Annotated in this window: 15 protein-coding genes and 1 pseudogene; 12 read left to right on the forward strand and 4 right to left on the reverse strand. The window is 69.8% G+C overall.

Features of this window, described 5'->3' with window-relative positions; translation table 11 throughout:
• Nucleotides 1–4: 4 nt before the first annotated feature.
• Nucleotides 5–649 (reverse strand): DNA-3-methyladenine glycosylase, encoded by a 645-nt coding sequence (locus tag W7U_RS10120; protein ID WP_008257592.1) that lies wholly within the window; start codon nucleotides 647–649, stop codon nucleotides 5–7.
• A 96-nt stretch (nucleotides 650–745) separates the two neighbouring features.
• Here W7U_RS10120 and W7U_RS10125 point away from each other — a divergent pair, with 96 nt between their 5' ends.
• The 4 genes from W7U_RS10125 (at nucleotide 746) to W7U_RS10140 (ending at nucleotide 4,241) form a co-directional block, all read left to right on the forward strand.
• Entirely contained in the window at nucleotides 746–2,026 is a 1,281-nt protein-coding gene (locus W7U_RS10125) for an ammonium transporter (protein ID WP_008257593.1), read from the forward strand.
• 75 nt (nucleotides 2,027–2,101) lie between these two features.
• Complete coding sequence (locus W7U_RS10130; RefSeq protein ID WP_008257594.1) at nucleotides 2,102–2,866, forward strand: ABC transporter ATP-binding protein; 765 nt, start codon at nucleotides 2,102–2,104, stop codon at nucleotides 2,864–2,866.
• Entirely contained in the window at nucleotides 2,800–3,618 is an 819-nt protein-coding gene (locus W7U_RS10135) for an ABC transporter permease (RefSeq protein ID WP_081614492.1), read from the forward strand. Before W7U_RS10130 ends, W7U_RS10135 begins: the two co-directional genes overlap by 67 nt.
• On the forward strand, nucleotides 3,618–4,241 hold the full coding sequence (locus W7U_RS10140; RefSeq protein ID WP_008257596.1) for a TetR family transcriptional regulator: 624 nt from the start codon (nucleotides 3,618–3,620) through the stop codon (nucleotides 4,239–4,241). Before W7U_RS10135 ends, W7U_RS10140 begins: the two co-directional genes overlap by 1 nt.
• Here W7U_RS10140 and W7U_RS10145 read toward each other — a convergent pair.
• Complete coding sequence (locus W7U_RS10145; protein ID WP_008257597.1) at nucleotides 4,207–4,422, reverse strand: Trm112 family protein; 216 nt, start codon at nucleotides 4,420–4,422, stop codon at nucleotides 4,207–4,209. The genes W7U_RS10140 and W7U_RS10145 overlap by 35 nt on opposite strands.
• Nucleotides 4,419–7,466: an acyl-CoA synthetase gene (locus tag W7U_RS10150; protein ID WP_085976446.1), complete on the reverse strand. Its 3,048-nt coding sequence runs from the start codon at nucleotides 7,464–7,466 to the stop codon at nucleotides 4,419–4,421. The genes W7U_RS10145 and W7U_RS10150 overlap by 4 nt, the downstream gene beginning before the upstream one ends.
• 467 nt (nucleotides 7,467–7,933) lie before the next feature.
• On the opposite strand from W7U_RS10150, the gene W7U_RS10155 reads away from it, so the two are divergent.
• From W7U_RS10155 to W7U_RS10190, 8 genes and pseudogenes are all read left to right on the forward strand, one after another.
• Nucleotides 7,934–8,440: a hypothetical protein gene (locus W7U_RS10155; RefSeq protein WP_008257599.1), complete on the forward strand. Its 507-nt coding sequence runs from the start codon at nucleotides 7,934–7,936 to the stop codon at nucleotides 8,438–8,440.
• Between the two features lie 17 nt (nucleotides 8,441–8,457).
• The gene (locus W7U_RS10160) at nucleotides 8,458–9,201 is read left to right on the forward strand and encodes a gluconate 2-dehydrogenase subunit 3 family protein (protein WP_008257600.1); all 744 of its coding nucleotides are present in this window, start codon (nucleotides 8,458–8,460) and stop codon (nucleotides 9,199–9,201) included.
• Nucleotides 9,201–10,898, forward strand: coding sequence for a GMC family oxidoreductase (locus W7U_RS10165; protein WP_008257601.1), 1,698 nt, complete (start codon nucleotides 9,201–9,203; stop codon nucleotides 10,896–10,898). The genes W7U_RS10160 and W7U_RS10165 overlap by 1 nt, the downstream gene beginning before the upstream one ends.
• Entirely contained in the window at nucleotides 10,891–12,681 is a 1,791-nt protein-coding gene (locus tag W7U_RS10170) for a glycoside hydrolase family 15 protein (protein ID WP_008257603.1), read from the forward strand. The genes W7U_RS10165 and W7U_RS10170 overlap by 8 nt, the downstream gene beginning before the upstream one ends.
• A gap of 33 nt (nucleotides 12,682–12,714) precedes the next feature.
• Nucleotides 12,715–13,731 carry an SDR family oxidoreductase gene (locus W7U_RS10175; protein ID WP_036428958.1) on the forward strand — a complete coding sequence of 339 codons (1,017 nt, stop codon included), beginning with the start codon at nucleotides 12,715–12,717 and terminating at the stop codon, nucleotides 13,729–13,731.
• Nucleotides 13,728–14,846: an enolase C-terminal domain-like protein gene (locus W7U_RS10180; protein WP_051070688.1), complete on the forward strand. Its 1,119-nt coding sequence runs from the start codon at nucleotides 13,728–13,730 to the stop codon at nucleotides 14,844–14,846. The genes W7U_RS10175 and W7U_RS10180 overlap by 4 nt, the downstream gene beginning before the upstream one ends.
• 91 nt (nucleotides 14,847–14,937) lie before the next feature.
• Nucleotides 14,938–15,624 carry a PAS and ANTAR domain-containing protein gene (locus W7U_RS10185; RefSeq protein WP_008257606.1) on the forward strand — a complete coding sequence of 229 codons (687 nt, stop codon included), beginning with the start codon at nucleotides 14,938–14,940 and terminating at the stop codon, nucleotides 15,622–15,624.
• 23 nt (nucleotides 15,625–15,647) lie between these two features.
• Nucleotides 15,648–17,461, forward strand: a pseudogene (locus W7U_RS10190) (ABC-F family ATP-binding cassette domain-containing protein).
• A gap of 122 nt (nucleotides 17,462–17,583) precedes the next feature.
• Here the strand turns inward: W7U_RS10190 and W7U_RS10195 are convergent.
• Nucleotides 17,584–18,840, reverse strand: a complete 1,257-nt coding sequence (locus tag W7U_RS10195; protein WP_008257607.1) for an HNH endonuclease signature motif containing protein — start codon at nucleotides 18,838–18,840, stop codon at nucleotides 17,584–17,586.
• Nucleotides 18,841–18,896: the final 56 nt, after the last annotated feature.

An 18,896-nucleotide genomic window follows, 5' to 3' on the forward strand; every position in this document is an offset into this window, starting at 1 on the left:
CGGGTCAGTCGCTGGCACCCGGGGCCGGCGCGCGCGGGCTGCGGCGGTACGCCGAGACCTCCGGGCGCCTGGGAAGCCACAACCGCCAGGGCCGGTCGGCGGCCTGGCTGACACCGACCCGCGGGCCGGACATCGAGCTCAGCGGTTCGTGCAGCTCGACCGTCACCGGGCTGTTGCCGTCGAACAGGTCAATTCCGTTGTCGTCCATGGTGATTCCCATGGCCGCGCACAGGTTCCCCGGCCCGCGCGCCAGCGCCGCGGTGTGTACCAGCTCGCCGCGGCGGGCCCGGGCGGCGTCGGTCCCGTCCTCGATCGCGGCCGCCCGCAGCAACACCGCGGCCGCGGTGCCGTCGGGACCGCACGAGACGTTCGCGCAGACATGGATGCCGTGGCTGCGGTAGGTGTAGAGCCGCCCCGGCGGCCCGAACATCACGAAATTGCGGGCGCGCAGGCCCTTGTAGGAGTGCGCCGCGGCGTCCGGCCACGGACCGTCGGGCACTCCCCCGTAGGCCTCGACCTCGACGACTATCCCGCTGACGCCCCGCGCGGTGAGGGTGGCGCCCAGTAACCGGCGCGCGGCCTCGACCGGGTCGACCAACAGCCGCGCCGCGGCCGTGCTTGCGCGAGATCGTCGTCCAGCCTCGACCAATTGAAGATCCTGAATCCTCTTTTCAGTAACCCAACGAACCTACCGGCGGCCCGAACATGGCAGTATCCCGGTGTCCGGGAGCCGAAGGAGGCCGACATGCACGCGATAGACCCGGCCGCCACGGCGTGGCTGCTGGCCAGCACCGCGCTGGCCTTGCTGATGACCCCCGGCCTGGCGATCTTCTACGGCGGCATGGTCCGCACCACCGGGGTGCTCAACATGATGATGATGAGCTTCATCTCCATCCCGCTGGTGACCGTGGCGTGGCTGCTGATCGGCTACACCGTCGCGTTCTCCGAGGACGGGGCCGGCGGGCTCGTCGGCAACCTCAGGCATTTCGGGATGCTCGGCATCACCCCCGACACGGTGCACGGCACGGCGGTGCCCGAATTGCTGTATGCCACGTTCCAGTTGACGTTCGCGATCATCACCGCCGCGCTGGTCAGCGGCGCGATCGCCGACCGCGCGAAGTTCGCCGCCTGGATGGTGTTCGTCCCGGTGTGGACGATCGCCGTGTATTCGATTGTCGCCCACTGGGTCTGGGGGCCGGGCGGCTGGCTGGCCAGGCTGGGCGTCCTCGACTATGCGGGCGGGCTGGTCGTCGAGATCGTCTCGGGTTCCTCCGCGCTGGCGCTGGCGCTGGTGCTCGGGCCGCGCATCGGTTTCAAGAAGGACGCCATGCGGCCGCACAACCTGCCGCTGCTGTTCGTCGGTGTCGGGCTGCTGTGGTTCGGCTGGTTCGGGTTCAACGCCGGCTCCGCCCTGGCCGCCAACGGAACCGCCGCGGCCATCTTCCTCAACACCCTGGTCGCGGGATGCCTGGGCATGCTGGGTTGGCTTGCGGTCGAACAGATTCGCGACGGCAGGCCCACCACGTTCGGTGCGGCGTCGGGTGTGGTCGCCGGCCTGGTGGCCATCACCCCGTCGTGCGGAACCGTCAACACCCTCGGCGCGACGGTCGTCGGCCTGGCGGCGGGTGTCGTGTGTTCGTTCGCGGTGGGCGCGAAGTTGCGCTTCAACTATGACGATTCGCTCGACGTGGTGGGCGTGCACTTCGTCGGCGGCGTGGTCGGTGTGTTCCTGATCGGGCTGCTCGCCACGGCGGTCATGACGGCGGGCCCGCGCGGCCTGTTCTACGGCGGCGGCGTCGGCCAGCTGGGCAAGCAGACGCTGGCGATCGCGGTCGTCGCGTTCTACGCGTTCACCGTGTCGTTCGTACTGGCCAAGGTGATCGACCGGGTGGTGGGTTTCCGGCTCAGTACCGAAGACGAAACCACCGGCGCCGACCTCACCCAGCACGCCGAAACCGCCTACGCCGAAGGCGTGCACGGGCACCTGCCGCAGCGACGCCCGGCGATCGGCGAGCGCTTCAACTAGGCCCGCCCGGGGCCGCGAACGCCCGGATGCCGCGACCCCTTGACAGCGCGGCCGCGCGCGACGAATATTCATCACATGATGAGTTCATCTCGTGATGAATTAATCTCGGATCAGGCCGAGCCGGCGGTAGAGATCGATCACCTGCGCGTGATCCGCGGTAAACGCCCGGCCCTGCACGACTTCTCCGTGCGGATCGCGGCGGGCAGCATCACCGGCCTGCTCGGCCCGTCCGGCTGCGGCAAGACCACGCTGATCCGATGCATCGTCGGCACCCAGATCGTGACCTCGGGCCGCGTCGTCGTGCTCGGCAAGCCTGCCGGCAGCGCCGAACTGCGCCGTCGCGTCGGCTACCTGCCGCAGGACCCGACCGTCTACAACGACCTGCGCATCGTCGACAACGTTCGCTACTTCGCCACGCTGTACGGGTTCGACGGCCGGGCCGCCGACGCCGCCATCGAACGGGTCGGGCTCACCGATCACCGAACGGCCTTGTGCGGCAACCTGTCCGGTGGGCAACGCACCCGGGTGTCGCTGGCCTGCGCGCTGGTCTGCCAGCCCGATCTGCTGGTGCTCGACGAGCCCACCGTGGGACTCGATCCGGTGCTGCGCGCGGACCTGTGGGATCAATTCGCCGAATTGGCCCGCGCGGGGACCACATTGCTGGTTTCCAGCCACGTCATGGACGAGGCCGACCACTGCGGGGACCTGCTGCTGATGCGCGAAGGCCGGCTGGTCGCCCACACCACCCCGTCCCAACTGCGAGAGGACACCGGATGCACGTCACTGGAGGACGCGTTTCTGTCCATCATCAAGCGCAGCACCATGCGCGAAGCCGGTTAGGGCTCAACGGGTATACGGCGACCACGACGCGGATCCTGCGCCAGCTTGCCGCCGATCACCGCAGCGTCGCGATGATCCTGTTGGTGCCGGTCCTGGTGATCACCCTGATGTACTTCATGTTCGAAAACGCCCCGCACCGCCCGGGCGGCCCGACCCCGTTCAACAACGCCTGCCTGATCCTGCTCGGCCTGTTCCCGCTGTTCGTGATGTTCATCATCACGGCGATCACCATGCAACGCGAACGGGCCTCGGGAACGCTGGAGCGCATCCTTACCACTCCGCTGCGCCGGCTCGACCTGCTGATCGCCTACGGCACCGCCTTCTCGACGGCCGCTGCGGCGCAAGCCGTTCTGGCGTGCGTCGTGTCGTTCTGGCTGCTCGGCTTCGACACGGCGGGCAGCCCGTTGTGGGTGTTCGTGATCGCGATCGTCAACGCCGTGCTGGGAGTCGGCCTGGGCCTGTTGTGTAGTGCGTTCGCGCGCACCGAGTTTCAGGCCGTGCAGTTCATCCCGCTGGTGATGGTGCCGCAGCTGCTGCTGGCCGGCATCATCGTGCCGCGGGCGGTGATGCCACACTGGCTGCAATGGATCAGCAATGTGCTGCCGGCCAGCTACGCGCTCGAGGCCCTGCAACAGGTGGGTGCGCACCCGGAGCTGACCTTCATCGCGGTGCGCGACATCATCGTGGTGTTGGGCTTCGCCCTGGCGGCGCTGTGCCTGGCGGCGGCGACGCTGCGGCGACGGACGGCCTAGTGACGACTACCAACACCGGCCGCCGGCGGCGGGGCCGGCCGGCCGGGAACTCCGATACCCGCGACCGGATTCTGACCAGCGCCCGGGAATTGTTCGCGCGCAACGGTATTCGTAACACGTCGATACGTGCGGTGGCCGCGTCGGCGGGGGTGGATTCGGCGTTGGTGCACCATTACTTCGGCACCAAGGAGCAGCTGTTCGCCGCGGCCGTCCACGTCCCGGTCGATCCGATGGACGTCATCGGCCCGCTGCGCGAGGTGCCCGTCGAGGAGCTCGGCTACCAGATTCCGTCGATGTTGTTGCCGCTGTGGGATTCCGAGATCGGCGCGGCGTTCATCGCGACGCTGCGCTCGATCCTGGCGGGGTCGGAGATCAACCTGTTTCGCGCGTTCATTCAGGACGTGATCGCCGTCGAAGTCGGTGCCCGCGTGGACGATCCGCCGGGAAGCGGAATGATTCGCATCCAATTCGTGGCGTCGCAACTGGTGGGTGTGGTGATGGCGCGCTACATCCTGCAACTGGAGCCGTTCGCGTCGCTGCCGGCCGAGCAGGTCGCGCGAACCATCGCCCCCAACCTGCAGCGCTACCTCACTGGGGATCTGCCGGAGGGCATTGCGCCATGAGCCGGGCGTGCTCGTCGTCGTCGACGTCGCGGGCCTCGTCGATGAGCAGCACCGGGATGCCGTCCTCGATCCGGTAGGCGCGGCGCAGCCGGGGGTTGTAGAGCAACTCGTCGCCAATCAGCACCAGCGGGCCGCGGTCGGCCGGGCACACCAGGATGTTCAGCAGCGCGTCGTCGATCATGACCGCGCGCCGCTCAGTTCGGCACGCACTCCGGGAGTCAGCCGCCGGTAGTGCTCGGTCTCCGCATCGAAGTACCAGACGTGCCGTCCCGCCTTGGGAATCCCGGCGGCCCGCAGCGCGCTGACGGTCGGGCGGTAGGTCGCGCTCAGCGTCATCTCCGGGACCACGCAGACGATGTCGGGCCCCAGCCCGATCGGGATCTTGGCGAAGGCCTCGGTCAGGTCGGCCGCCGTGATGGAGGCGCCCGGCAACAGCGTCACCGCCGACACCGCCACCTCGTGGTCGCGCACGGGCACGTTGTAGGTCACCGCGAGGTCGACGCCGTTGATGCAACCCAGGGCGTCGGTGACCGGCTCGGCGTAGACCAGCCCGCGCGGGGTCCGCACCACCGAGCCGCGCCGGCCCGCCAGCCAGTAGTCGCCGTCGTCGTCGCGGTAGAAGAGGTACTCGGTCGAGATCCAGGTGTCGCCGGCGGCGAACACCCCGCGCTTGACGGAGGCGCTCGGATCGATCGGGCCGTTGGACGCGGCGAGCAGAACCCCGACCTGTTTGGGTTCGGCGATCTGCACGAAGCCCCGCTCGTTTTCCAGGATCAGGTCGTGTTCGGTGTCGTAGGCGCCCAACTCGATGCGCCCGGCGCCCGGCAGCGGGCGGCCCTTGCTGCCGACCTTGGCGCCGGACACGTTGGCCAGCACCGCCTGCCCGTCGGTGGTGGCGAAGAACTCGACGACGTGAGCGGGCGCGAACGCCTCGACGACACGCTCCCACAGCCCGGTCGGCATGCCGGAGCCGATGAACAGGCGCACCGGGTGGTTGCCGTGCAGGACGAAGGGCGGATCGGCCGGGTTGTCGAGGATCTCGCCGAGCATGGCCCAGGTGTAGGACACCACGGTGACGCCGTACTGGCGCACCTCCTGGATGAATCGGGTCCGGTCCAGTCCGCGCGACAGCGCGATGCGGGTGCCGCCGACCACCGCGCCGCCCAGGCTGACCAGCAGCGCGGACTCGTGGTGCAGCGGTGTCAGGCAGTACACGGTGTCGCGGCGGTCGAGGGCGGCCGTCGAGGCCGTACCGAACGCCGAGACCGCCCAGCGGTAGTTGGTGATTTGCTTGGCCACCAGCTCGCCGCCGGCCGAGCTGAACGCGATGAACGCCAGGTCCCGGGCCAGTCCCGGGTTGGGCCGATACCAGCCGGGCAGCTCGACGGCGTCCGGGTCGATCTGTTCCATGTCGATGACCTGGGGTTGCTCGTCGGAGTCCTCGGGCAGGTGCAGGTCCCGCGTCTCGCCGCCGCCGAGCACCAGCACCTGCCGCAGCAGTTGCCCGTCCGACTCCAGCACCGCGTCGAGGTTGGTGGGGTCGGTGAGGATCTCGGTCACTCCCCCGAGCCGCACCGAGGCGGCCAGGTCGGCGTCGGGCCGCATCACCACCGCGATGGCGCCCAGGCGGGACAGCGCGGCGATGGCCACCAGCGCGCTGGGCCGGGTCTCCATCAGCACGCCGACCCGGTCGCCCTGGCGCACCCCGACCTCGATGAGGCCGCGGACGACGTTGTTGATGCGCCGGTTCACCGCCTCGTAGGTATGCACCCGCCCGTCGAACAACAGGAATTCGCCCTGCGGGGCGTCGTGCGCCTGCTCCTCGATGATGCGGCCCAGCGAGATCCTGGTGTGGTCGTTGATCTGCCCCAGCCGGACCAGTCGTGGCAGCGTGCGGGCCGTTTCGACGGCCAGGGTGCGCACGGATTTGTTGGCCGCGACGACGGTGTTGGCCGCGCCGCGGACCATGCCCAGCGCCGCCTCGGAGGCCTCCCCGATGCCGTGCGCGAGCCGGGAGCTCAGCGCCACGCCGCTGTCGGTGTGCTCGGCGGGCTGGTCGGCCATCGGCGCGATGCTGGTGGGCTTATCGCCGCCGGCGGACAGCCATCGCACCCATTCCGCGACGGTCGGCCAGCTTTGTTGGGCCGCCTTGGACCCGACGACCAGGCCGAAATGGCCCGTGCGGATGGTGGATTCGTAGACGTCGGCGTCCGGTGCCGCGCGCCGGATGCCGCGCACCGAGGCCGGCTGGCCGATGTCGTCGACCTCGCCGACGAAGGCCAGCACCGGGCAGGTGATGTCGGTCAGGGTGACCATCTGTCCGTTGACGGCGAAACCCCCGGTCATCATCCGGTTGTGGGCGATGAACTGCTTGAGCAGCTCGGAGATCGCGGGACCGGACCACGCGATCCAGCCTTCGCGTTCGAGGAAGCGCCGCTGCTGCTCGCGCGGCAGCAGCGCCTCGCGGTCGTGCAGCTGGCGGACGAAGTCGACCCGCGCCTTGGCGGTCTTGAGGGGGTCGAGCATCTGGAAGCCGGTGCGCGCCATCCAGCTGGGGATGGCCAGCCGGCTGAAGACGTGGTCGGCCATGAAGTTGGCGGCGGGCGCGGCGAAGTTTGCCGGGATGCCCATCGGCAAGGCGGCCAGGGTGTCGACCGGGGAGCCGAAGGTGACGATGCTGGCCAGGCTCTTCGAACGCCGGTAGGCGGCGACCTGGTAACACCACATGCCGCCCTGCGAATAGCCGACCAGATGGATGTCGCTGCCCGTGGTGTCCCGGACCGTGTCGATGGCCTGACTGAGCGCGACGATGTGATCGGCCAGCGTGCGGCGCATGCCGCCTTCGACCTTGTCGGGTTCGCCGAAGTCGATGACCCAGGGATCGAGCCCCCGGCTGTGCAGGATCCCCACCGCGCCTTCGTCGCGGGTGACGTCCCACATGTCGGCGGACATCATCATCGGATGCACCATCAGCACCGGCGGCCCGACGGGCGATTGGCCGGGCCGACTGTCCGGCGGGAAGTACCGCCGGAGCTTGTACATCGGCACGCTCTCGACGATCTGGGACGGCGACGGCACCGTGCCGGTTTCCAAGCCCCCCAGTCGCAAGACTTCCAGCCCGTTCTGCGCGGTAGCGATCAGCCGCGCGACCGGTCGTGTGACCATCGAAAGATTGACATCCACTGCTGCTCCCTGAGTCTTGACAGCTTGGACATCATGGCACATCTGGGCAGCTAGAAGGGCGGTGGTTGCACCGATCCGGCGGCGGCGGGCGCCGTGCGAACAGACCCGGGCTCCGCTGGGAAGGCGGTGGCTCGCCGTCGGCTTCGGCCGACGACTCGGCGTGTGCCGCGGCGGTAGGTCGTTAGCCACCGGCGCCCCGCCTGGTGGCTCGCTGTGAATCACCTGCGCGCCAGTTTGTGCGGCAGGGCACGGGGTACGCAGTCGATGCGCTTCGGTCACGACGCGTCGTCGCGACCGTTTCGGTTGAAATCCACAGCTGGGCGCTATGAGACCGCCGGACCGCGTTCCTTCCAGCCCGAAGGAGAGGTCACTGCATGACGCGACGGACGTACTCGGCCGGCACGGTCACGGCACACCCCAGCGCAGTGCCGCTGCGCCCCCCACGACTCACCCAGGAAACCAGCCCGGGCCGGTGATCCGGCACGACGCAAGCGCAGAAGGGACTTCACATGTTGTTGCTCGGCAGCGGCGGACGGCGCAAAGGCCGCACCGCCGGAAGTGACGGACTGGGCGAGGTCTCGCACCTGGCCGAGCGGGCGCTGTACGACGTCGCACACGGTCGTTTCGAACGCTCGCTGTCCGGGCTGACCGCCGTTGCGGCGCTCGTCACGACGGCCGAAATCTACTTCGAGCACTACAAGGCGAGCTTCGGCAACAAGTGGATGTGGAGCCCGATCGTGGTGACGCCGCCGGTGGTCGTCGCCGGCGTCGGGGGCGTGTTCTCGCGGCGCTGGGCCAAGCTGTGGCTCCCGATCACCGCCGGCATCTACACGGCCAACGGTCTGATGGGCGAATACCTGCACGCGCGCGGCGTCGCCCGCAAGCCGGGCGGATGGAAGCACGCGTCCTACAACGTGCCCATGGGCCCGCCGATCGCGGCGCCGGGATTGATGTGCATGGTCGGCGGAATGGGGCTGCTGGCGTCGATCCTGCGCCGCGAACGGTTCCGGGGTTAGGCATCGGGATCACTGAGATGGCTGACACCTCACGCCCCGACCACCTGCCCAACCTGCGCCCCCACGGCAAGCCGCCGCACCCGTCCTGGCTGCCCAAGCAGCGCCGCGGCACCACACCCCAGATGATCGGGCGCTACCCCGATTTCGACGTGCTGGAAACCGCCGGCACCTGGGACGAGGCCACCAGGAAAGTCGTGCTGGCCCGGCTCGAACCTCCCGGCCCCCTGCGGTTTTTCACCGCAGAGGAGGAGCCGTGCCTGCGCGCGTTCTGCGACACGGTGCTCGCGCAGGACGCCGAGCCGCGCGTCCCGGCGGCCGAATCGGTCGACTCCAAGCTCGCCGACGGGCGCCTCGACGGCTACCAGTACGCGGACATGCCCGACGACCGCGACACGTGGCGGTTGGTGCTGCGCGGGCTCGACGAGACCGCCGCCAGATACGGCGCATCCTCCTTCGCCGCCGCCGGGACCGAAACCCGCGAACAGATCGTCGGGCAGTTCTCGCAGGGCGAGCTGGAGGGCGGCGCCTGGGAGAACCTGAACGTCAAGCGCGCCTGGTCGGTGTGCATGCGAATGACGCTGTCCGGCTTCTACTCCCACCCGTGGGCCTGGAACGAGATCGGGTTCGGCGGCCCCGCCTACCCGCGCGGATTCATGCGCCTGGGCGGCGCCACCGGGCCCGACGCCGCGCGCGAACCGTACGAGATGCCCGGCGCCACCGACGAAGACCCCGTGCAGGTCGTGCAGAACGGTGAGTTGTGATGGGCGACTTCTGGCGGGGCCTGCTCAAGGGGGCCGTCGGCCCGAAGGACAACGAGTCGCGGTTCCTGCTCGACGTGCACTCGCGCGACCTGCCCGGCGAAAAGACCATGCGCCGCTACCGCGACGACGACGAGGTCGACCTGGTGGTCGTCGGGGCCGGCGCCGGCGGCTCGGTGCTGGCGCAGCGGCTGGCGCGCGCCGGCTGGCGGGTCGTGATCCTCGAGGCCGGCCCTTTCTGGCACCCCGACGAGGACTGGGTGTCCGACGAGGCCGGCTCCCACGCGCTGTACTGGACCCAGAAGCGCATCATCGGCGGTGACGACCCAATTGAGCTGGGCAAGAACAACTCCGGGCGCGGGGTGGGCGGCTCCATGGTGCACTACGCCGGCTACACCCCGCGGTTCCACCCCAGCGATTTCGCGACCCGCACCCTCGACGGGGTGGGCGCCGACTGGCCCCTGCGCTACGAGGACATCCGACCCCACTACGAGCAGGTCGAGCTCGAGTTGCCGGTGGCCGGCCAGAATTGGCCGTGGGGCGACCCGCATCGCTATCCCTTTGCCCCGCATCCCATTTCGGGGGCGGCAGCCAAAATCTGGCGGGGCGCGCTCAAGCTCGGTATCGAGATGCGGGTGGGGCCTGTGGGCATCGTCAACGGCACGTTCGGCAACCGCCCGCACTGCATCTACCGCGGCTACTGCCTGCAGGGCTGCAAGGTCAACGCCAAGGCCAGCCCGTACGTCACGCACCTTCCCGACGCGCTGGCCCACGACGTGGAGATCCGCGCCAACTGCATGGCCTCGCGCGTCGAACTCGACGAGACGGGCGCGGCGCGGGGTGTGGTCTACTACGACGAGGTGGGCGGCAAAGAACGGTTGCAGCGCGCCAAAGTTGTTGCCGTAGCTGGGTATTCGATCGAAACACCGCGCCTGTTGTTGAACTCGGTGAGCGAGCGCTTTCCGAACGGGTTGGGCAACAACGACGATCAGGTCGGGCGCTACGTGATGGTGCAGGGCGCCACCCAGTCCGCGGGCCGCTGGTCCGAGGAGGTCCGGATGTACAAGGCGCCTCCCCCGGAGGTGACCTCCGAACAGTTCTACGAGACCGACCTCTCTCGCGGGTTCGCCCGCGGGTTCTCCATCCAGACGGTGTCGCCCATGCCCATCGGCTGGGCCGAACACGTGATGGCGGACGGGCACTGGGGCCGCGCCCTGCGCGAGTACATGCGCGACTACAACCACTGGGCGACCGTCGGCGTGCTCAACGAGTTGTTACCGCTGCCGGACAATCGGGTGACGCTGGCCGAAGAGAAGGACCCGTACGGCATCCCGGTCGCCCGGTTCGACTACACGCTCTGCGACAACGACAAGGCCAACATGGCCTACTCCACCAAGGTGATCGGCGACATCCTGCACGCCGCCGACGCCCAGGACGTGCTGACCATCGAGCGCTTCGCCCACCTGATCGGCGGCGCCCGCATGGGCACCGGGCCACAGAATTCGGTGGTCGACTCCGATCACCGGGTCTGGGGCATGCCGAACCTGTTTCTCGCCGACGGCTCGGTGTGCCCCACCCAGGGTTCCGCCAATCCCGCGCTGACGATCATGGCGTTGGCCTCGCGGCTCGCCGAACGAATGGCCACCGGAAAGATCGATACCGGCGTGGGGCGGGGGTCGAAGGCTGGAGCCCGTGGCTGACCTGAAGATCGACACCGCGACCACCTTCGCCCCCCGCGTGCTGCGCGAGTACGCGCTGCTCGCAGACGGCGAGCGGGGCGCGCTGATCGGACCGCAGGGCGACGTGGCGTGGATGTGCGCGCCGCACTGGGATTCCGACGCCGTCTTCTCCAATCTCATTGGCGGCGGCGGGGTTTACGCCGTCACCCCGACCGACGTGCGGCACGTCTGGGGCGGCTACTACGAACCGGGCAGCCTGATCTGGCGCAACCGGTGGACCACCCGCGACGGCATCGTGGAATGCCGTGACGCGCTGGCCTTTCCGGGCGACCCGGACCGGGCGGTGCTGCTGCGGCGGCTCACCGGCTGCCGCGGGACGGCGCGGGTGCGGGTGCTGCTGGCGCCGAGTGCGGGATTCGGCCGGCACGGCCCCGGCAAGGCGACCGTTCATGACCGGGTGTGGAGCGCCCGCTCGGGGCCGCTGCGCTGGCGCTGGCAGGCCGGTTGCGACGCGCGCCCCGTCCGGGCCGCCCAGGAGAAGGGCGAGTTGCTCACCTGTGAGATCACACTCGAGGAGGGCCAGCACCACGACCTGGTGCTCGAACTGTCGGAACACGCACTGCCCGACCAGCCCCCGGACCCCGACCTGGCCTGGGAGGCCACCCCCGCGGCCTGGCAGCGCAGTGTGCCCGAGCTGAGCTGCACCATCGCTCCCCGCGACGGGCGCAGCTCCTACGCCGTGCTGCGGGGACTGACCAGCAGCGGCGGCGGCATGGTCGCCGCCGCCACCATGAGCCTGCCCGAACGCGCGCACTCCAACCAGAATTACGACTACCGCTATTCCTGGATCCGCGACCAGGTGTACGCGGGCATGGCCGCCGCCGCCGTCGGCACGACCGAGCTGCTCGACCGGGCGGTGGAGTTCATCAGCGCCCGGCTGCTCGAGGACGGCCCGAACCTCAAGCCCGCCTACACCATCACCGGCGGCGCCGTGCCCGGGGAGGAAACGCTCGACCTGCCCGGCTATCCCGGCGGCGCCGACAAGATCGGCAACTGGGTCAATCAGCAATTCCAGCTGGATGCCTTCGGCGAGGCACTCCAGCTGCTGGCCAAGGCGGGCGCCGCCGACCGACTCGATGCCGACGGCTGGCGCGCGGCGCAGACCGCGATCAAGGCCATCGAAAAGCGTTGGCGCGAACCGGATGCGGGCGTCTGGGAGATCGACAACGAGCGCTGGACGCAGTCACGTCTGGCCTGCGTGGGGGGGTTACGCGCCGTCGCGAAACTGGCCGGCGCCGGACCCGAGGTGGCTGCGTGCGCTCCGCTGGCCGACGCGATCCTCGCCGAGACCGCATCGGAAAGCCTGCACCCGCACGGGTATTGGCAACGCAGCCCCGGGCAGAAGGGGGTCGACGCATCGCTGCTGCTGCCGCCGGTGCGCGGGGCGGTGCCCGCCGACGACCCGCGGACCATCGCCACGCTGGACGCCGTTCGCCGGGAACTCGCCGACGACGGGTTCGTCTACCGCTTCCGGCACGACGAACGCGACCTCGGCGACGCCGAGGGAGCGTTCCTGCTCTGCGGGTTCATGATGGCGCTGGCCGAACACCAACAGGGCCATGCCCATTGCGCGATGCGGTGGTTCGAGCGCAACCGCACCGCCTGCGGGCCGCCGGGCCTGTTCTGCGAGGAATACGACGTGCAGCAGCGCCAGCTCCGCGGCAACCTCCCACAGGCATTCGCGCACGCGCTGATGCTGGAATGCACCGCCACCCTCACCGACGACGCCGCCCACCATGACTGATCGGGTGCCCGACAGCGAGCGAAAGGGATTGCGATGACTCAAACAGTGGTGATCACCGGAGCCAGCGCCGGCATCGGGCGCGCCACCGCCCAGCAGTTCGGGCAGCGCGGCGCGAACGTCGCCCTCCTCGCCCGCGGCGCCGCGGGGCTGGAAGGCGCGGCCCGTGACGTCGAGGCCGGCGGCGGAAAAGCGCTTGCCATCCCCACCGACGTCGCCGACCACGCGGCCGTCGTCGCCGCCGCCGACGAGGCCGAAGCCACGTTCGGACCCATCGACGTCTGGGTCAACGTGGCGTTCACCTCGGTGTTCGCGCCGTTCACCGAGATCAGCCCCGAGGAGTTCAAACGCGTGACCGAAGTGTCCTACCTCGGCTACGTGCACGGCACCATGGCCGCGCTGGCCAAGATGCGCCCCCGCGACCGCGGCACCATCGTGCAGGTCGGCTCCGCGCTCGGGCAACGATCCATCCCGCTGCAATCGGCCTACTGCGGGGCCAAACACGCCATCAACGGGTTCACCGAGTCGGTGCGCTGCGAGCTGTTCCACGAGGGCTCGAAGGTGCGGATCACCGTGGTCCAGATGCCCGCGGTCAACACCCCGCAGTTCTCCTGGGTGCTGTCCCGGCTGCCCCGCCACCCCCAACCGGTGCCGCCGATCTATCAGCCCGAGGTCGCCGCCCGCGGCGTGCTGTACGCCGCGGATCACCCAGGGCGCAAACAGTATTGGGTCGGCGATTCCACCATGGTGACGCTGCTGGCGCAGAAGTTCGTCGCGCCGCTGCTGGACCGCTACCTCGGTCGCACCGGATACGACTCGCAGCAGACCGAGGAGCACGTCAGCGCCGGCCGGCCCCACAACCTCTGGGAACCGCTCGACCAGCAACCCGGCAGCGATCACGGCGCCCGCGGCGAATTCGACGACGAGTCGCACACCCACAGCCCGCAGCTGTGGGCGTCGCAGCACCCGGTCGTCAGCGGCACCGGCGCGCTGGGCGCCGCGGGTGTGGGCGCGTGGCTCACGGCGCGCGCGGGCCGCCGGTGGGCGCGATGACGACCGCCGCGCGGCTCGACACGCCCATCGACGAGGTCACCGCGCAGGTCTACAAGATCCCCACCGACGCACCGGAAGCCGACGGGACCCTGGCCTGGTCGTCGACCACGCTGGTGCTGGCCGAGGTGTCGGCCGGCGGCGAGCGCGGAATCGGCTACACCTACGGCGACGGCGCGGCCGGCAAGCTGATCACCGGGCCGCTGGCCGGCACGCTCACCGGGCACAACGCCGTCGACATCCCCGCCCGGTGGGAGTCGATGGTCAAGGCGATGCGCAACAACGGGCGGCCGGGTTTGGTGTCGTGCGCGATCTCGGCGATCGACACCGCGCTGTGGGACCTCAAGGGCAAGCTGCTGGGGCTGCCGGTGTGCCGACTGCTCGGCATGGCGCATCCCAAGGTGCCGATCTACGGCAGCGGCGGCTTCACCACGTATGACGAACGCACCACCCGCGCCCAGCTCGAACGCTGGGTCGACGAGTGGCAGATCCCGCGCGTCAAGATCAAGATCGGCGAGTCATGGGGCTCCGACGAGCGTCGCGATCTTGATCGAATCGCCTTGGCGCGCAAGGTGATCGGGCCCGACACCGAACTGTACGTCGACGCCAACGGGGCCTACCAACGCAAGCAGGCGATTCGGGTGGCCCACGCCATGGCCGATCACGACGTCACGTGGTTCGAAGAACCCGTCTCCTCGGACGACCTGGCCGGGCTCCGCGAGGTGCGCGACCAGGTGACCCCGGACGTCACCGCCGGCGAATACGGCTATGACTTGGCCTATTTCCACCGAATGCTGGCCGCCGGCGCGGTCGACTGCCTGCAGATCGACGTCACCCGCTGCGGGGGCATCACCGACTGGGTGCGCGCCGCCGCGGTGGCCGCCGCCCGCAACGTGGACGTCTCCGGGCACTGCGCCCCCAACCTGCACGCCCACGTCGCCACCGCCATCCCGAATCTGCGGCACCTGGAGTACTTCCACGATCACCACCGCATCGAGCACATGCTCTTCGAGGGCGCGCTCGCCCCCGAGGACGGCGCCCTGCGGCCGGATCAGCACCGGCCGGGGTTCGGCCTGGAGTTCAAGCACAGCGACGCCGAGCGGTACCGGGTGGCCTGAGCGACCCATCCGCTGCCGGCAGGCATGGACGGGGCAAAAAACGGGAACCGATACGCCAGGGTTTTCACAAACGGGAATGGAGCAAGGCGCGATGACAGTGAACTCGGACGACGAAACCGTGGAGCGCCGCGAGGCGCTCATGCGTGACGTCGTCGAGGAGAGCGACCTCACCGCGGTCGACTCGGTGCTCGGTCTCGGCGATCCGCAGCGCGTCGGCCGGTTCCGGTTCTTTCTGGACGGCCATCGCTGGGAATGGTCGGACGCGGTGGCGCGCATGCACGGCTACAAGCCCGGACAGGTGCAGCCCACCACGGAACTGTTGCTGCAACACAAGCATCCCGAGGACCGCGAACGGGTGGCGGCCGTGCTGGAGCGGGTGATGAAGGGGAAGCCGTTCAGCAGCCGGCACCGCATCATCGACACCGCCGGGCGCACCCACTGCGTCGTCGTCGCCGGGGATCGGATGGTCGACGACGCCGGTGCGCTGGCCGGCACGTCCGGCTTCTACGTCGACGTCACCGACTCGCTGCACACCGACATCACCAATGTGCTGTCGGCGGTCGCCGACGCCCGGGCCCGCATCGAGCAGGCCAAGGGCGTGCTGATGGTCACCTACGGCATTTCCGCCGAGCGGGCGTTCGACATCCTGGTGTGGCGTTCCCAGGAGGAAAACCTCAAGGTGCGCGACGTCGCCGGCCGCTTCCTGGACGCCGTGGCCAGCAAGGCGTCAGCGGAAACGCAAAGCCATGTGGACCAGGCGCTGCTGACGCTGGAATAGCACGCGCCAGTAGGGTCGGGCCGGTGGCGCACCTACTCGGAGCCGAGGCCGTACACCTCGAATACCCGACCCAGGTGGTGTTCGGGTCGATCACGCTCGGGGTCAACGACGGCGCGCGAATCGGCATCGTCGGCCGTAACGGCGACGGCAAGTCCAGCCTGCTGCGGCTGCTCACCGGCCAGCAACAGCCCGACTCCGGCCGGGTCACCCAGCGCAGCGGGCTGCGGGTCGGCGCGCTGAGCCAGGCCGACACCCTGGACCCCGACCACAGCGTGGGGTGGACCCTGGTCGGCGATGCCGCCGAACACCAGTGGGCCGGCGACCCGCGGGTCCGCGACGTGGTCGCCGGGCTGGTCTCCGACATCGCTTGGGACGCAACGGTTGCCACGCTCTCCGGCGGGCAGCGCCGGCGGGTGCAGCTGGCCAGGTTGCTGGTGGGCGAATGGGACGTCATCGCGCTCGACGAGCCCACCAACCATCTGGACATCGAGGGGATCACCTGGCTGGCCGGCCACCTGAAGGGGCGCTGGGCGCGCAACACCGGCGGGCTGCTGCTGGTCACCCACGACCGCTGGTTCCTCGACGAGGTCGCCACCACGACGTGGGAGGTGCACGACGGGATCGTCGAGCCGTTCGACGGCGGGTACGCGGCCTACGTGCTGCAGCGCGTCGAGCGGGACCGGATGGCCGCCGTCGCCGAAGGCAAGCGGCAGAACCTGATGCGCAAGGAGCTGGCGTGGCTGCGTCGCGGCGCCCCGGCGCGGACCTCCAAGCCCAAGTTCCGGATCGAGGCCGCCAACCAGCTGATCGCCGACGTGCCGCCGCTGCGTGACACCGTCGAGTTGGCCAAGCTGGCGAGCGCCCGCCTCGGCAAGGACGTGATCGATCTGCTCGACGTGTCGGTCTCTTTTGGCGGCCGCCCGGTGCTGCGCGACGTCGAGTGGCGGATCGCCCCGGGCGAGCGCACCGGCATCGTCGGGGCAACGGCGCCGGGAAGTCCACGCTGCTGGGGTTGATCGACGGCACGATCGCGCCCGATGCCAGCCGCGTCAAACGCGGCAAGACGGTGCGGCTGGCAGTCCTCGACCAACAGGGCGACGCGCTGGGCGCGGTCGACGACGACCGGATCGCCGACGTGCTGGGCCGGCTGCCCGGCGCCTACCAGGTCGACGGCCGCGAGGTGACCCCGGCCCAGCTGCTCGAGCGGCTCGGCTTCGGACGCGGCCAGCTGTCCGCCCGCGTGGCGGATCTCTCCGGCGGCGAGCGTCGGCGGCTGCAGCTGATGCTCACGTTGCTGTCCGAGCCCAACGTGTTGCTGCTCGACGAGCCGACCAACGACGTGGACACCGACACGCTGGCCGCCATGGAGGATCTGCTCGACTCCTGGGCGGGAACGCTGATCGTCGTCTCGCACGACCGCTATCTGCTGGAGCGGATCACCGATCAGCAGTACGCGGTGCTCGACGGCCGGTTGCGGCACCTGCCCGGCGGCATCGACGAGTACCTGCGGCTGGCCGAGCGGCGGAAGGACGGGGCGACCACCGAAGAGGCGCGGCCGTCGCGGCCGGCGCAGGCGTCGCAGGCGCAGGCGTCGCGGCCGTCGCAGCCCGCGATGTCGGGCGCCCAGCGCCGCGCCGCGGAGAAAGAGGTGGCCTCCCTCGACCGCCAGCTGGTGCGGCTGGCGGACCGGATCAAGGACAAACACCACGAACTCGCTGCGCACGACCAGTCCGACCATGTCGGCATCACCCGGCTCACGCACGAGCTGCGCGCGCTCGAAGACGAGGTCGCCGCGACCGAGAGCCGCTGGCTGGAGCTCTCGGAGCTGCTCGAATAGCGGTGAGCGGCAACGGTTTTCCTGACGCGGCGTCGGTAGGCGTCCGGGTGGTAGGAATGAATTCCCTTATGCGCCATCGTGTTTGATTGCCAACACTGTGCCGGTCGTGCCCGGTGGCCGGGCTAGTTGTTTGTCGGTGGTGGTTGGGGTTGGAAGGGGTCATACCACCACCAATCGGCGCGCTCGCCGGTAGGCCCCGGACACGGCGGCACCGCGGGCGGGGGCCCAGTGGGTGGACGCGCCAACGATCCCGGGTCCAGTGGTCGGCCGTCGTCGTCGGTGACGACCAGAGCATCAGCGGGCCCGGTGATGGTGATGTCGCCGCGGTGGTGTGCCCGGTGGTGATAGGGGCAGACCAGCACCAGGTTGGCTAACTCGGTGGGGCCACCGTCTTCCCAATGCCACAGGTGATGGGCATGCAGACCACGGGTGGCCCCACAACCGGGCACCACGCACGCGCGGTCGCGGTGCTCCAGGGCGCGGCGCAGCCGTCGGTTGATCACCCGCGTCGCCCGGCCGGCACCGATGACCTCGCCGTCGCGTTCGAACCACACCTCACAGGTGGCATCACAGGTCAACAAGCGGCGCTCGGCATCTGAGAGCAGCGGACCCAGATGCAACGCCGCAGCGCGCCGTTCGATGTCGAGGTGGGCCACCACGGTGGTGTGCTGCCCATGCGGGCGGCGGGTGGCCTCGGCGTCCCAACCCGCCTCGACCAGGCGCATGAACGCATCGACCGTACTCGGCAATGGGGGCCGCTGGTCTGAAACGCCCTGGCCCTCGTCGTGGTCGTGTTTCCACTCGGCGATCAGCGCCTCGCGATGCGCGGCCACCGCCGCATCGAACTTGGCGGCATCATGGTGGGGAAGTGTGATCCGATAGCAGCTGCCGTCGTCGTCGGAGGCCTTGGTCAGCGAGCGCTCGGGCCCCGACCACGGCCGGGGTTCGGGTGCAGGTCGCGGTTCGAGGTTGACCGCGGTGCGCAGCTGGTTGACCGTGGCGACCGCGGCCAGCTGCGCGTAATGCGCATCGGATCCCTGGCCCGCGCGGGCGGCGATCACCCCGACCTGATCGGCCGAGAGCCGACCCTCCCGCATGCCCGCCGCACAACGGGGAAACTCCTCCAACCGGCCCGCGATCGCAGCGAGCGTGTGCGCGTTGGCCGACGAGCAGCCCAGCTTCCAGGCCACCAACGCCGGCACCGAGCGCGCCCCGGTCACACCCCACAGCCCGTCGCCATCGATCTCGGCCACGATCTCCACGATGCGCCCATCGATCGCATTGCGCTGACCGGCCAACTCCGCGAGCTCCTCGAACAGCACCTCAAGACGGTCACTCGCAGTGACCACCACGGCCTCAGCGGACGCGATCGACGACATGCTGTCATCATCACAGCCACCACCGACAACACCGGCCGCCTACGGAAGCGACCCGC

This window comes from Mycobacterium sp. H4Y (assembly GCF_000364405.1).
In the GTDB taxonomy this organism is placed as follows: domain Bacteria; phylum Actinomycetota; class Actinomycetes; order Mycobacteriales; family Mycobacteriaceae; genus Mycobacterium; species Mycobacterium intracellulare.

Bases quoted from the DNA above. Each gene is read 5' to 3' on its own strand.
- W7U_RS10160 (WP_008257600.1), top strand. From the start codon at position 8,458: ATGGCTGACACCTCACGCCCCGACCACCTGCCCAACCTGCGCCCCCAC.
- W7U_RS10145 (WP_008257597.1), bottom strand. From the start codon at position 4,422: ATGATCGACGACGCGCTGCTGAACATCCTGGTGTGCCCGGCCGACCGC.
- W7U_RS10195 (WP_008257607.1), bottom strand. From the start codon at position 18,840: ATGTCGTCGATCGCGTCCGCTGAGGCCGTGGTGGTCACTGCGAGTGAC.
- W7U_RS10150 (WP_085976446.1), bottom strand. From the start codon at position 7,466: ATGTGCCATGATGTCCAAGCTGTCAAGACTCAGGGAGCAGCAGTGGAT.
- W7U_RS10155 (WP_008257599.1), top strand. From the start codon at position 7,934: ATGTTGTTGCTCGGCAGCGGCGGACGGCGCAAAGGCCGCACCGCCGGA.
- W7U_RS10185 (WP_008257606.1), top strand. From the start codon at position 14,938: ATGACAGTGAACTCGGACGACGAAACCGTGGAGCGCCGCGAGGCGCTC.
- W7U_RS10165 (WP_008257601.1), top strand. From the start codon at position 9,201: ATGGGCGACTTCTGGCGGGGCCTGCTCAAGGGGGCCGTCGGCCCGAAG.
- W7U_RS10125 (WP_008257593.1), top strand. From the start codon at position 746: ATGCACGCGATAGACCCGGCCGCCACGGCGTGGCTGCTGGCCAGCACC.
- W7U_RS10175 (WP_036428958.1), top strand. From the start codon at position 12,715: ATGACTCAAACAGTGGTGATCACCGGAGCCAGCGCCGGCATCGGGCGC.
- W7U_RS10135 (WP_081614492.1), top strand. From the start codon at position 2,800: ATGCACGTCACTGGAGGACGCGTTTCTGTCCATCATCAAGCGCAGCAC.
- W7U_RS10180 (WP_051070688.1), top strand. From the start codon at position 13,728: ATGACGACCGCCGCGCGGCTCGACACGCCCATCGACGAGGTCACCGCG.
- W7U_RS10130 (WP_008257594.1), top strand. From the start codon at position 2,102: ATGATGAGTTCATCTCGTGATGAATTAATCTCGGATCAGGCCGAGCCG.